Genomic DNA, 13591 nt, shown 5'->3' on the forward strand with positions numbered 1-13591 from the left:
ATTATATTTTTTCTTATATATTTATAAAGATGAAGTTTATTTACCTTTAATGTCTAGCTACTAAACGAAGTTATCTCTCTTATACGTCATCTCGACCGGAGTGGAGCAAAGCGAAACGCAGCGGAGAGATCTCATATATTTGCTTGTTTACAAGCAAATATAAATGTATCGTAGATACATAAAATATGAAACTATCATACTAAATAGGACTTTGAGAGACTTACATAATAATTTTATCTAATTATTTTACTTTCTATTCAGTCGTTCCATCAAGCCTACTTTTGTTTACAAATAATAGCGGGTCTGACGCAAAGATTGTTCAAATCTTTGATTTGGCTATAATCGACTGTGGAAATCTCATAATTTTAAAAAAACACTTATCTAAATTATCTTACAAAAAAATTTTTTTAAACTACTTTTTTGTGTTTCAAAAAATATTTTTAAGGTATATATTAATTGTGTGGTAGTGTTTAAGATAATAAACTCCTCCCATAAGTTTTCCTTTTCTTTGCTACCACACTCTACATATTGACAGTACAAGTTTTCTTTTTTAATCTTCCCTGATTTTAATATAAATAAATCTTTCACTGTCATTGATATAATTTTGTTGCAATAAAAAGATGGATGTAAAAGAAACACCCATCTTTTTTATTGTGAAACAACAAGGTTCCCGGGAACCCACCCGATGCGAAATATCGTGGAAGGGTGGGGTTCTTATTATACTGTAATTTACTTACTTTTCTTTTCCAAAAATATCTACAAAATCATATTCAAGTTTTTTTGACTCTAAAACTAATAAATTTTTATTTTTTATTAAGATATCTTCAGGAATACCATCTGCTGTTATATATTTTTTGCCATTTTTCTCTATTATTCTAGGATTGTAATATAGTTTAGGAATCGAATAAGCTCCTTTTTCATCTTCACCCTCTGTATCTATTTCTATAAAATCCGCATGTTTTTTCGCAACTTTAAATGCGTCTTCCTGTCTGTCGTATTCTATAGCAGTAGAATTTAAATAAATTCTAATGTAGCCCTTATAAGAAAAATAATCTCTATTTGTGAAAGATTTCATTTCTTCATAAGTTGTACTTTCAGAATATACATATCCTGATAAAGTCAATATACAACAACAGACTAAAATGTATTTAATAATTCTCTTCATAACAAATCCTCCTTTAGAAAATTCTATACAGCTTTTAATTATTCTGATATAGTAGTTTAATTATAACATATTAAATAATGTTTGTAAACATATTTTTAAACTTTCTTCCGATAAAAAATTTATGATATTTTAAAATATTTTTATTTAAGATATTGATGTTAAGAAATAATTATAAAATTTATTATTACACAAAAAAGCGTAGGCAAAAATACCTACGCTTAATTTTATAAATATTAAATTATTTCTAACCTAATCTTTGTTTTGCATCTGATGCTCTTCTTAATGCTTGTCCCGCATAGTTAATTGAAAGCATTAGAACAAGTACTAACATTGATGCAGGGAACCAGATATACATTCTATCTCTTAAGATTGTAGGGTCTAACGCCTTGTTGATAAGAGTTCCAAGTGAAGGTACCCCAGGTGGTAAACCGAATCCAAGGAATGTAAGTCCGATTTCAATTCCCATATTTCCTGCTAAGTCTAAGATAGCACTAATTATAAGAATTGAGCTGATATTTGGTAAAATTCCACCGAACATTATCTTCCAAGCAGGTGTTCCCATTGTCTTAGAAGCACTTATATAATCACGTCTTCCTTCTGAAAGAGCTTTTGATCTTACAAGTCTCGCAATACCTACCCAATAGAATACACTCATTATAAATACGAATGTAACCATATTGTATGAAGGTACTAATGTTACGAATACTATGATAAGCATAAGTATAGGCAATACTTGAATAAAATCTATAATTCTCATGATGATGTTATCTACGATACCACCATAATATCCGATAATCAACCCTACAATAATCCCTACTACATTAGTTAAAATCGTTACTGATGCACCTATAAGGATTGAATTTCTTGTTCCGATGAAAAGTTGTCCCAAGAGAGGTCTTCCTGCTTGGTCAGTTCCTAAAAGATATCCTTCTTCTCCCGGTCTTAAAAATGAATTCATCAGATTTACTTTCATTACTTCTTCTACGTCGAAGAACAAACTTCCTATAAATACTGTCAATATTATTATTGTCAATACTGCAAGTGAAAATGTCGCCAATTTATCTTTTCTAAATTCCCTAACGATTACATGAAAAGCACTTGGTGTAATTTCTTGATTATGTAGGGAAGCATCTTTTTCCATTTCTTTTTTCTTACTCATTTTATCACTCCTCCTACTACTCTATTCTTATTCTTGGATCAACTATACTCATAATGATGTCTGATAACAAACTTCCAAGCAGAGTCATAAATCCAAAAATCATAATCAATGATGTCAATACTGAATAATCTCTTGACAATATAGCTTCCATAAATAATTTTCCCATTCCCGGATAACCAAAGATTGTTTCCATAAATACTGAACCTGAAATAAGTCCTGTTAATGTGAAACCGAAGAATGCGGCTATCGGTAAAAGAGAATTTCTAAAGATATGATGTGAATAAACCTTATCAATAGGTACTCCCTTACTTCTTGCAGTTCTTACATAATCTGAACCTTTAGCATCTATAACTTCATTTCTCAAATATTGAACTGTTGCTGTTGTAGCAATTAAAGCATAACAAATTGCAGGCAATATCATATGTCTTAATCTACTTATAACATAAGCAAATCCTGTAACTCCCGGATCAACTGAGCCTGATGATGGGAACCAATGTAATGTGTAAGCGAATAACAAAATCATAAGCAAGTAGAAGATGAAACCCGGAATGGCATAAGTTACAAAGTTATATAATGTAACAGCTTTATCGAACTTACTTCCGCTATATCTACCCGAGAAAATACCAAGAGGCAATGCTAATGCATATAATAATGTTACACAAAGTAGTGATAACCAAAATGTATTTCCAACTCTTTGTCCTAAAAGTGCAGCTACCGGCATCTTAAATCCATAACTTGTACCGAAATCACCATGGAACATATTTGTAATCCATCTCCAGTATTGTTGGTACCAAGGATCATAGAATCCGAATTTTCTTCTCAACGCTTCTATCTGATTAGGATCAGTTGTTGGTGTAATTTGCCCTGTGAAAGGATCACCAGGCATTAATTTAGCCAAAATAAATACTATGATACTTAATATTATTAGTTGAGGTATCATCAAAAGGAATCTTCTTAACACGGTTTTCCACATATTATTTTCCCTCCTTTTTTGCTACATAGTGAGTATCTGTAAGTTTAACTAAATCAAATACTTTACCATTTTCGTCGTAGTAATCTTTTTCTAATTCTTTATACTCTTGTTCCACTTTTACTCTGTTTGCAATTAATTGCTCTTTTAATCTAGGATCTGTTTCCGGAATGGCCGCAATCAATCTCTTAGTATAAATATGTTGAGGATTTTTGTAAATGTCTTCCTTTGTTCCTCTTTCAACAAGTCTTCCTCTGTACATAATATTTATGTAATCACACATATGCTTTACAACTCCAAGGTCATGAGAAATGAAAAGGTATGACAATCCCATATCTTTTTGAATTTTTTTCATAAAGTTCAAAACTTGTGCTTGAACTGAAAGGTCAAGAGCAGAAACCGGTTCGTCCGCTATGATAAGTCTAGGATTTAAACTTATAGCTCTTGCAACACCGATTCTTTGTCTTTGACCACCGGAAAATTCAAATGAATATTTATATAGTGCATCTCCCGGCATACCAACTATATCTAAAAGTTCTAAAACTCTTTTTCTTTCTTCTGTTACAGTCATTTTTTCAAAGTTTCTTAGAGGTTCAGCAATTATATCGATAACTCTCTTCTTAGGGTCCAAACTCGCCATATTATCTTGGAAAATCATTTGAACATCTCTTGTAAACTCTTTGTCTTTTCTTACCATTTTCTTAGTAAGAGTTTTTCCGTCAAAAATAACTTCTCCACTAGTAATCTTTTCAAGACCGATTATGGCTTTCCCGATAGTACTCTTACCACTACCACTCTCTCCTATAAGTCCATAAGTTTTTCCTTTTTCAATAAATATATCTACACCGTCAACAGCTAAAACATGATCGATTATCTTATTGAAAAAGCCTCCTCTTATAGGATAGTGAACCTTTAGGTCTTTAATTTCTAAAAAGCTCATTAATTACCCTCCTTTTCATCAAAATGAAAATTCTTATAACAAGTACATCTTACGAAATGTCCAGGTTCAACTTCATGCATTGTAGGATTTTCTTCATGTTCTTCATCACTTATCCAAGGAATTCTGGCTTTAAACCTACAACCTTGTCTTGGTAAGTTTTTAAGTGAAGGAACCATACCTTGTATAACGTACAAATCTTCATCATCTGCATCCATTTGAGGAATACTGTTCAACAAACTCCTAGTGTAAGGATGTTTTGCGTTTGTAAATAACTCTAAAACAGGTGCTTCTTCAACTATTTGTCCGGCATACATTACACAAACTCTGTCTGCAAGCTGAGCAACAACTCCTAAATCATGAGTAATCAAAATAATTCCGGCATTGATTTCCTTTTGAATTTCAACCAAAAGGTCTAAGATTTGTGCTTGAATTGTTACATCAAGTGCAGTTGTCGGTTCGTCCGCTATAATAATCTTAGGTTTACAAGCAAGAGCAATTGCAATGATAACTCTTTGTCTCATACCACCTGACAATTCATGCGGATATTGTCTTGCAACACGAGGAGGATTAGGAATACCAACTTGTTCAATCAATTCCAAAACTCTTGCTTTTCTTTCTTCAGCATTCATTTTTGTATGATAAATCAAACCTTCCTCGATTTGTTTTCCTATTCTTTGCAAAGGATTTAAAGATGAAAGCGGATCTTGGAAAATCATTCCAATACCTTCTCCTCTAATTTCATTAAATTCTTTTTCTGACAAACCTACTAAATTTTTCCCTTCAAACCAAATTTCTCCTGTTGAACGAGTATAATTCGGATTATGTAAACCCATAATAGTAGTAGCCAAAGTCGATTTACCACAACCACTTTCTCCTACTATAGCTAGTATTTCATCAGAGAATAATTTCATATCAACGCCATCTACTGCGTCAAAATATTCATCACGGATTCTAAAACTTGTGTGTAAATCTTTAATTTCCAAAAGTAATTCTTTTTGATCCATAGATTCTCTCCCCCTAACTTTGTGTTTTGGTATTATTCTCTATAAATTCATAAACACATTTTAAAGCTCTCTATATTTATAAAAAATCAAAGTGAAAAGGAATAAAAAATTTAAAAAATAATTCCTTATAAAACAAAAATCAACTTAAGATTAAAACAATTTTTGTCAATAAATGTATCTATGTTATAAATTCAATTATAATTATACAATATTTAAAATGAATAATCAAGTGTCTTGAAAACATTTTTAAAGTTCATTGTTCAAAATGATGAGCTATTTTAATAGTGCATATTTATTCATTTTTTATATTTTTTAGAAAAAACGTAATTCTCTTTTTATTTATTACAGTCTCTTTAATAACACAACTTTGTCATATTATCCCCTTGAGCATCAAATAATTTATATCAATTTAATCTGTTACAAAAATAAAAATCATTTTGAATAATTTTACAACTTGTAAAAAGCCAATCGAGGTAAAATCTAAAAATTTTAACCCGAAACAAAAAATAAAATGAAATTCGTTTCTTAAATTTTTATAAAAATTGTGTAAATTACAAAAAACGGCATCTAATCACTCCAGATACCGTTTTTGTTATAAAACATATATGTTTAAAATACTCTATTTCTATTTTTCTACGATTTCAATTTTATCGTCGGCTTTTATCTTTCCGCCTTTTAAAACTTTAGTGAAAATTCCCTCTCTTGGCATTACACAGTCGCCAACAATATGTCTTATTTCACAGCCTAGATGACATTCTTTTCCTATTTGTGTAACTTCAAGTGTACATTCTCCTACTTTTAAGATTGTTCCAATCGGCAATTTGTAAAGGACAATTCCTTCAGTTAAGATATTTTCTGCAAAATCTCCTGCTGAAAGTGTAGGAAGTTTTTCTTTCATAGCTTCCATACTTTCAACTCCAAGCAAACTTACTTGTCTATGCCATTTTCCTGCATGAGCGTCGCCGTTTATTCCGTAATCTTCAATTAATTCTATGTACTCTACGGGATGTTTTTTTATTCCCTTTCTTTCACTTATACTTACTGCTAAAACTTTCATTACTTAACCCTCACAAAATCTCCGCTTTTTCCACCTGATTTTTCCAATAATTTAATATCTGTTATTTCAATATCCCTTTGAATTGCCTTGCACATATCATATATTGTTAGAGCTGCTATTGAAACCGCTGACAGTGCTTCCATTTCAACTCCAGTTTCCCCGACACATTTAGTTGTGGCAATTATTTCTATTTCAAAGTTTTCATAATCCATATTAAATTCAATGTCAACACCAACTAAATTTATCGGGTGGCACATTGGAATTATATCAGAAGTCTTTTTTGCTCCCATAATTCCTGCGACTTGAGAAACAGCTAGAACATCGCCTTTTTTAGCCTTTCCATTTACAACTATATTAAAAGTTTCTTCATTTAATTTAACTTTTGCAAAAGCCTTGGCTATTCTCTTAGTCTTTTCTTTTTCTCCAACATCGACCATTTTCGCTCGGCCTTGATCATTAATATGAGTTAAAACTTTTTCTTCCATTTTAACCTCCGATTTTATTCATATCTCTTGCACTTTCACTTTTTCCGTCTTCAAGATGATGTTTTTCAGGTTTTTCAAAAATTCCTCTCTTAAAGACTTCTTCAAGTTCTTCTCCACTCAAGCCTTTAAGATTTATTTCATCTTTTGAATGTAGGCAAGGTTTTAGTTTTCCATCACTTGTTAATCTTATACGATTGCAATCTTCACAGAATGAACAACTTATAGGGCTTATGAGTCCTATTCTACCTTTTTGTCCCTTTATTTTATAAATTTTTGCAACTCCTGAAACTCCGTCAAACTCCAATTCAGGAACTTTTTCCAAAACAATTTTATTTGAAACAAATTTATCCTTACTCCAATTTGCAGTTTCTCCGATTTGCATAAGCTCTATAAAACGAACTTCTAAATCATAATCATTTGCTAAATTTACAAAGTCTTCTATTTCATCATCATTAAAGCCTCCGATTAGAACAACATTTATCTTGACCTTAAAGCCTTTTTTTATAGCATAAAAAAGACTTTCCATAGTCTTATCAAAATCATTTCTCCTTGTTATATCATTGTACTTTTCTTTTATCAAAGTGTCAAGGCTGAAATTTATTCTTCTAACTTTATTTTCAAAAAGTTCATCTGCCATCTCTTTTAGATAAACTCCATTTGTAGTTATTGCAATATCTTCAATTTCATTAATTTCAGAAATCTGTTTACACAAATTAATAAAACCGCGACGAACCAAAGGTTCCCCGCCTGTTAACCTAATTTTTTTTATTCCGTTTTTCGATGCGACTTTAACTATTTCAACAATTTCTTCAATGGATAGAATATCACTATGACAAAGACTTTCAACTCCACTTTCGGGCATACAGTATTTGCATCTTAGATTACATAAATCGGTAACTGAAATTCTAAGGTAGGTGATATCTCTTCCAAATCTATCTTTCATATAATCTCCTATCTCGATTTTTAATTATTTTTCTCTTCCAGCAAAATTAAATCTTCTTTTTTTAAAGTTATAAAAAGATTTTTTTCGTTTTCAACCTTTTTCCAAATATCCTTTGTCACTTCAACTCTTATGGATTTTCTTGCACCTTTTTTACGAACTAGGATTATATAAGTAAAGACATCTTCAATAACCTTATCTATTTCAACTTCAAATGAGTTTTCTTCTGATTTTATAAATTCGATAAAGTGAGCACGAACTCCCAAAACTTTATGATTTTTTAAAATCATATCGCTAGTTTCAAGCTCAACATCCCAGTCCTTTGCTCTAAGTCTATTTTCTGAAATCTTTTCAATTTCAGAAAAGTTTTTACAACCAGAAATCAGACAGGACGAAAAAGTTTTTGGATTTTTAAAAAGCTCTTTCTTTTGCATAAGCTCTTCGCTTTTCCCTTTGCACATTACACAAATTTCATTGCAAAGTCTATATACTTCTTCCCTACTATGTGAAACTAAAATTGTAGGAATATTGTATTTTCTTAAAACTTCAGAAACTTCCAATTCTATTTTCCATTTCAAATAGTCGTCCAATGCAGAAAAAGGCTCATCTAAAAGTATAATTTCCGGCTTGTTTATAAGTAATCTCGCAAGAGCAACTCTCTGTTTTTCTCCACCAGAAATTTCATTTATTCTTTTATCTTTTAAATGAGAAATTCTCATCTCTTCAAGTTTTTCCATAATTAATTTATCAAATTTTTCTTTTTCTCTTATACCCACTTTAATATTTTCATAGACATTCATATTAGGAAAAAGGGCATAATCTTGAAACAAATAACCTATTTTTCTGTCTTTTGGAGAAACATTTATCTTTTTTTCAGAGTCGAATAGAACTCTATCATTTAAAATAATTCTTCCTTTATCGGGTTTTTCAATTCCTGCAATACATTTTAAAGTAAGACTTTTTCCACTTCCTGATGCTCCTAAAAGCCCCATTATTTCATTGTCAAATTCAAATTTCGTTCTTAAATTAAATTTTCCGAAATTTTTTTCAATATCAACATAAATCATAAATTACTCCAATTTTTATTTAATCTTTAACCGCTTTTTTTCCAACATATTTATAATGATAAGAACTGTAAATGAAATTACAATATTCACAAGCACCCATTTATATGCTAAAGCGTCATTTCCCGTTCTCCAAAGTTGATAAACAGTTGTAGAAATTGTTGCTGTATCTTTCGGAGTATATCCTGAAACCATACTTGTCGCCCCATATTCTCCCAAGGCTCTTGCAAAACTTAAAACAAGTCCCGCTAAAATACCCTGTTTACAATTAGGTAAAGTAATTCTCCAAAAAATCCAAGTATTACTCTTTCCAAGTGTTTGAGCAACATATTTTAAATTCATATCGAAATTTTGAAAAGAACTTCTAGCTATTCTATACATTAGAGGAAAAGTTACGACTACAGTTGCAAAGATTGCAGAATACCAATTCATAACAAGTCTTATTGAAAATTTTTCCAAGAAAAAACTTCCTATTGCACTTTTCGGAGATAATAATCTCAAAATGAAAAAGCCGATAACCGTTGGTGGTAATACTAAAGGAAGTGTTAGGATAACATCCAAAATTCCCCTTACAAATCTATTAAGTTTTGAAATATAATATGCTAAGAATATCCCGATAAAAAAAGTTATCACAGAAGAAATTAATGCAATTCTCAGCGAATTTAAAAGAGGATAAAGATCCATAAACACTTCCCTTTCTTATTACTATTTTGTATTTTTATTTAAATTATTTCGCCATTGTAAAGCCAACTTTTTCAAAAATTGCCTTACATTCATCACCTTTTAAGAATTCTAAAAATTCTTTAGCTTCTTTTGCGTTTTTTGAATTTTTCATAATTGCAGCTGGATATAAAACGGGAGTCTTAATCATTCCTTCTTTTGCAGTTGCAACAACTTCAAGTCCTGCTGAATAAGCGTCAGTTGCATAAATTATACCACAGTTTGCAACTCCTTCTTTAATCCAAGTTGTAACTTCCTTAACATTACTTCCGAAAGTAACTTTCTTTTGAATTTCATCCCAAATTTTTAAATTTTTCAAAAGTTCTTCTGAATATTGTCCAACAGGAACGTCAGAGTTTCCAAGTGCTATTTTAGAAATTTCAGCCTTTGTTAAATCTGTAAAATCTTTAAGACCTAAAGAATTTCCCTTTACAACAGCAAGAACAACCTTATTTTCTAAAAGATTAAATCTAGATGATTCGTCAATAACTACATTAGTTTCAGGAGTCTTTGACTTATCCAAAGCATTCATTTGTTTTTGAGCAGCAGAAATGAAAATATCCGCATCAGCACCTTGTTCGATTTGTTTCTTTAAAGTTCCTGAAGAATCAAAAGTATAAACTAATTCAATATCTTTATGTTTTTCTTCATATACTTTTTTAATTTGTTCCATAGTTTCAGTCATTGAGGCTGCACAAAAAACATTTAGTTTTTTCTTTTCTGTCTTTTCTACTTTAGTTTCTTTATTATCTACTTGTTTAGAAGAACAAGCAGTAATTCCGAAAATCATTGTTAAAACTAAAAATACTCTTAATAATTTTTTCATAAAATACTCCTTAAAATTTATTTGACCTATTCCAGTCAAATAAATTTTAACATCTAATGGAAAATAAGTCAATAACTAATCTTTAGTTATCTTGCAAATAATCGAACGTTTTTTTACTAAAATAACCATTGCGGGTGTGGGGTTTTTAATAATTATATAATTTTTTTATTTTTTACTATATTTTTTCTACTATATTTATAAAGATAATTTGATGCCTATCTACCTTTAACGTCTAGCTATTAAACGAAGACTATTCTCTTATACGTCATCTCGACCGGAGTGGAGCAAAGCGAAACGAAGTGAATCTAGCCCTAACTTTGCTTGTTTACAAGCAATAGTAGGTCTGACGCAAAGATTGTTCAAATCTTTGATTTGAGTACAATCGACTGTGGAAATCTCATACTTATTCTTGTTTACAAGAATAAGTAAATGTATCGTAGATACATTTAGAAATTTTTTATTTCTTTCAGAAATACTATTGCTTGCTAGCAAGCAATAGTTGAGATCTCTCCACTCCGTTTCACTACGGTCGAGATGACGTGTTGGGAGTATTTCTTTGCAAAATATTGTGACGTGAATTATTTTGTTTTATAGACAATTACCCCCGTCAGACCTACTTTTGTTTAAAGTTAGGGCTAGATTGACTTCGTTTCACTTCGCTCAAGATGACGTGTTGGGAATATTTCTTTGCAAAGTCCTATGACGTGAATTATTTTGTTTATATAATATATTTTTAAATAAAATTATATGATTTTTTATTTTTTCTATATTTATCTTCTACTATATCTAATAGAGACAATTTAAAATTTATTTACTTCTAACGTCTAGTTACTAACCGAAGTTATTTCCATTATACGTCATTTCGACCGAAGTGGAGCAAAGCGAAACATAGTGGAGAAATCTCATACTTTTGCTTTAGCAAAAGTGAATGTATCGTAGATACATATAGAAATTTTATTTTTTATTTCTTTCAGAAATACTATTGCCTGCCAGCAAGCAATAGTTGAGATCTTTCGACTTCGTTACACTTCGCTCAAGATGACGTGTTATGGGCATCTCTTTGCAAAGAACTTTGACGTGAATATTTTTTCACAAATAAGAACCCCACCTTTCCACGATGCTTCGCATCAGGTGGGTTCCCAGGAACCTTGTTGTTTCACAATAAAAAAGCAAGCTTAAAACTTGCTTTTAAAATTAACTATTTTCTCTTTTTTATTAAACCTAACCCAACTAAACTAACTAGTGCCATCGCTAATGAACCAGTAGCTACTGCAGTCTTTGGTAATTTTGCTTTTCCACTCTCTTTACCAACTTCCGGCTTTAACATTTCATTTTTATCGTTTGATTTTCCGTTTTCACCATTTGATTTATTATTTCCACCGTTTGGGTTTGAATTTGATTCCTTTTTAGTAGCACTTGCAACAAATACAGTATCTTTTTCAATTACAGTATTTTTTTCAGGTGTCCATTTCAAATCCTTATATCCTTCTTCAAGTTCAACATTTGGGAAATATTTTTGTTCTAAAACTGTTCCCTTCTTAACAGCATAAGTTTTAACTTTTCCTTTTTTTACTCCCTCTCCAAGTTTAAAAGTTACTTTTGCATGAGTTTTAGGAATAACTTGTTCATCTTCTATTTCAAAGACATCAAGTGGTTTCCATTTTCCAAATACTTCCATATCTTTTGTTATTTTAGTATCTTTTGTAAACTTAGTACCTGAACCATCAGCATTTGTATTCCAACCTTCAAAATTATAATTTTTCAAACTCTTATCTGAAATTTTAGCATTTGTTTCAGTTGAATTAGCTATTGATTGTCCTGCAAGAACGCTGATTTTTTCATGTTGTTGTTCTTTATCTCCAAATTTTGTAGTATTTTTATTGAAATCAATAACATTCTTAATTTTTACTTCAACAACTTTAACTCTTGTGCGTTCTCCTCCAGCTTTTTCTGCATAAGAAATAGCCAATTTTACAGAATTTTTTTGAGCATCTTTTAGAAAACTTTCTTGTATATAAGTTCTAAAAGTCCATTTAACAGGTTTACCTTTTGTTCTACCTACTAAGTTAGTTGCATAAATCATGTATCTTGAATTTTTAGCTAATGTATTCAATTCTCCTAATTTAGAACCTGAACCTTTTGTGAAGAATCTTTCAATATCATTATCAAAATCTTTTTCACCTTGTTTTCTGAATTTATAAGCATTTTCCCAATTAATATCGTATGAAAAAGCAGTTGCAGGTCCTTTTGGCTTTTCTCCATTTATCTTTAAATTTTCAGGATCTTTTAAAGAATTTGGAAGTAAAATTGAATGCCAATTATGATTATTCCATCCTTTTGGTGAAACAAGAGGCGCATAAACTCCTCCACCCTCAGAATTAACATTTGAAACAATTTCCCAATCAATATAAATTCCTCTCTCATCTTTGTTCAAATTAGCCTTATTTACTTTGATTGAATTTTCAATATTAACATCTTTAGCTTTGTTTCCAACAGTGAAAGATGTTGTCTTAGTTAATTCCTGAGCTGAAAATCCTTCGGCTTTAACATTTGTAGCAACTATGCTCGCAGAAACGGCTAAAGTTAATAAAAATGCCGAAAACCTTTTTGTTAAATTACTAACTCTCATGAATATCCCCCTTTTAAAATTATTCTTTTAAATAGTATCATAAAAATATATCCTTGTCAATTTATATATGAGACTTTTTTGTAATTTTAATATACAAATTTATTCACGAATATTTTCTCTCCTATATATCATTTTGAGTTAAATCAACTCTGTTCTACCAAACTCGAGATGACGTGTCAGAAACTTTTCTTTAAAATTACTTTGACGTAAATTTTTTTCCTTACAAAAAAGAGAACATCTATTCGATTTTAGATGTCCTCCTATCAACAGCGTTCTATGCTGTATATTATTTTGTTATAGCTTGTTATTTAAAAGATTTTTATATAGAAATATTATAAGTTTTCTTTTCTCTTTCTTCTAAATACTGAAAATATAACTGTTCCTGACAATCCTAATAATACTGTATATAGAGCTGAATTACTTCCTGCTCCTGTCTTTGGTATTCTTTGTTCAGGTGTCCTTACGTTTGTTACTACAAAACCTTCTTTTTCATTTCCTGTAATAACACTCTTGTATCCATTTCCAACCGGTTCTTCTTTGATTGTATAAACAATTTTCTTTCCCGCTTTGTATTCGTCAAGATCTGTAAAGCTTCCTGTCCAGTTATTTGCTTTTGTTAAAACCAGTTTCTT

At 30.5% G+C, this 13591-nt stretch carries 13 protein-coding genes; all 13 read right to left on the minus strand.

The window, feature by feature from the left end; translation table 11 throughout:
- Window positions 1-733 precede the first annotated feature (733 nt).
- Window positions 734-1165 carry a hypothetical protein gene (locus tag VJI94_RS07620; RefSeq protein ID WP_041954803.1) on the minus strand — a complete coding sequence of 144 codons (432 nt, stop codon included), beginning with the start codon at window positions 1163-1165 and terminating at the stop codon, window positions 734-736.
- Window positions 1166-1409: 244 nt separating this feature from the next.
- Window positions 1410-2324: an ABC transporter permease gene (locus tag VJI94_RS07625; RefSeq protein ID WP_041954805.1), complete on the minus strand. Its 915-nt coding sequence runs from the start codon at window positions 2322-2324 to the stop codon at window positions 1410-1412.
- A gap of 16 nt (window positions 2325-2340) precedes the next feature.
- Window positions 2341-3297, minus strand: a complete 957-nt coding sequence (opp4B, locus tag VJI94_RS07630; RefSeq protein ID WP_041954806.1) for an oligopeptide ABC transporter permease — start codon at window positions 3295-3297, stop codon at window positions 2341-2343.
- A gap of 1 nt (window position 3298) precedes the next feature.
- A complete protein-coding gene (locus VJI94_RS07635) occupies window positions 3299-4234 on the minus strand; it encodes an ATP-binding cassette domain-containing protein (protein WP_324008909.1) in 936 nt (311 codons plus the stop codon).
- Window positions 4234-5238 carry an ABC transporter ATP-binding protein gene (locus VJI94_RS07640; RefSeq protein WP_004832548.1) on the minus strand — a complete coding sequence of 335 codons (1005 nt, stop codon included), beginning with the start codon at window positions 5236-5238 and terminating at the stop codon, window positions 4234-4236. Before VJI94_RS07640 ends, VJI94_RS07635 begins: the two co-directional genes overlap by 1 nt.
- Before the next feature lie 625 nt (window positions 5239-5863).
- Entirely contained in the window at window positions 5864-6295 is a 432-nt protein-coding gene (locus tag VJI94_RS07645) for an MOSC domain-containing protein (RefSeq protein ID WP_324008910.1), read from the minus strand.
- A complete protein-coding gene (gene moaC / locus VJI94_RS07650) occupies window positions 6295-6780 on the minus strand; it encodes a cyclic pyranopterin monophosphate synthase MoaC (RefSeq protein WP_324008911.1) in 486 nt (161 codons plus the stop codon). Before moaC ends, VJI94_RS07645 begins: the two co-directional genes overlap by 1 nt.
- 1 nt (window position 6781) lies before the next feature.
- Window positions 6782-7723, minus strand: a complete 942-nt coding sequence (moaA, locus tag VJI94_RS07655) for a GTP 3',8-cyclase MoaA (protein ID WP_324008912.1) — start codon at window positions 7721-7723, stop codon at window positions 6782-6784.
- A 20-nt stretch (window positions 7724-7743) separates the two neighbouring features.
- On the minus strand, window positions 7744-8787 hold the full coding sequence (locus tag VJI94_RS07660) for a sulfate/molybdate ABC transporter ATP-binding protein (protein ID WP_324008913.1): 1044 nt from the start codon (window positions 8785-8787) through the stop codon (window positions 7744-7746).
- A 15-nt stretch (window positions 8788-8802) separates the two neighbouring features.
- Window positions 8803-9468 (minus strand): molybdate ABC transporter permease subunit, encoded by a 666-nt coding sequence (modB, locus tag VJI94_RS07665; RefSeq protein WP_324008914.1) that lies wholly within the window; start codon window positions 9466-9468, stop codon window positions 8803-8805.
- 43 nt (window positions 9469-9511) lie between these two features.
- Window positions 9512-10330, minus strand: a complete 819-nt coding sequence (gene modA, locus VJI94_RS07670; protein WP_324008915.1) for a molybdate ABC transporter substrate-binding protein — start codon at window positions 10328-10330, stop codon at window positions 9512-9514.
- A gap of 1198 nt (window positions 10331-11528) precedes the next feature.
- Entirely contained in the window at window positions 11529-12959 is a 1431-nt protein-coding gene (locus VJI94_RS07675; protein ID WP_324008916.1) for a hypothetical protein, read from the minus strand.
- A 332-nt stretch (window positions 12960-13291) separates the two neighbouring features.
- Window positions 13292-13591 (minus strand): Cna B-type domain-containing protein (locus VJI94_RS07680; protein WP_324008917.1); only part of this gene is annotated, 300 nt, incomplete at its 5' end.

This window comes from Parvimonas sp. D9 (genome assembly GCF_035282565.1).
Classification (GTDB): domain Bacteria; phylum Bacillota; class Clostridia; order Tissierellales; family Peptoniphilaceae; genus Parvimonas; species Parvimonas micra.

What these genes read in the sequence shown, in the direction of transcription:
- VJI94_RS07620 (WP_041954803.1), bottom strand. Translation starts at nt 1,165, where the DNA reads ATGAAGAGAATTATTAAATACATTTTAGTCTGTTGTTGTATATTGACT.
- VJI94_RS07625 (WP_041954805.1), bottom strand. Translation starts at nt 2,324, where the DNA reads ATGAGTAAGAAAAAAGAAATGGAAAAAGATGCTTCCCTACATAATCAA.
- opp4B (WP_041954806.1), bottom strand. Translation starts at nt 3,297, where the DNA reads ATGTGGAAAACCGTGTTAAGAAGATTCCTTTTGATGATACCTCAACTA.
- VJI94_RS07635 (WP_324008909.1), bottom strand. Translation starts at nt 4,234, where the DNA reads ATGAGCTTTTTAGAAATTAAAGACCTAAAGGTTCACTATCCTATAAGA.
- VJI94_RS07640 (WP_004832548.1), bottom strand. Translation starts at nt 5,238, where the DNA reads ATGGATCAAAAAGAATTACTTTTGGAAATTAAAGATTTACACACAAGT.
- VJI94_RS07645 (WP_324008910.1), bottom strand. Translation starts at nt 6,295, where the DNA reads ATGAAAGTTTTAGCAGTAAGTATAAGTGAAAGAAAGGGAATAAAAAAA.
- moaC (WP_324008911.1), bottom strand. Translation starts at nt 6,780, where the DNA reads ATGGAAGAAAAAGTTTTAACTCATATTAATGATCAAGGCCGAGCGAAA.
- moaA (WP_324008912.1), bottom strand. Translation starts at nt 7,723, where the DNA reads ATGAAAGATAGATTTGGAAGAGATATCACCTACCTTAGAATTTCAGTT.
- VJI94_RS07660 (WP_324008913.1), bottom strand. Translation starts at nt 8,787, where the DNA reads ATGATTTATGTTGATATTGAAAAAAATTTCGGAAAATTTAATTTAAGA.
- modB (WP_324008914.1), bottom strand. Translation starts at nt 9,468, where the DNA reads ATGGATCTTTATCCTCTTTTAAATTCGCTGAGAATTGCATTAATTTCT.
- modA (WP_324008915.1), bottom strand. Translation starts at nt 10,330, where the DNA reads ATGAAAAAATTATTAAGAGTATTTTTAGTTTTAACAATGATTTTCGGA.
- VJI94_RS07675 (WP_324008916.1), bottom strand. Translation starts at nt 12,959, where the DNA reads ATGAGAGTTAGTAATTTAACAAAAAGGTTTTCGGCATTTTTATTAACT.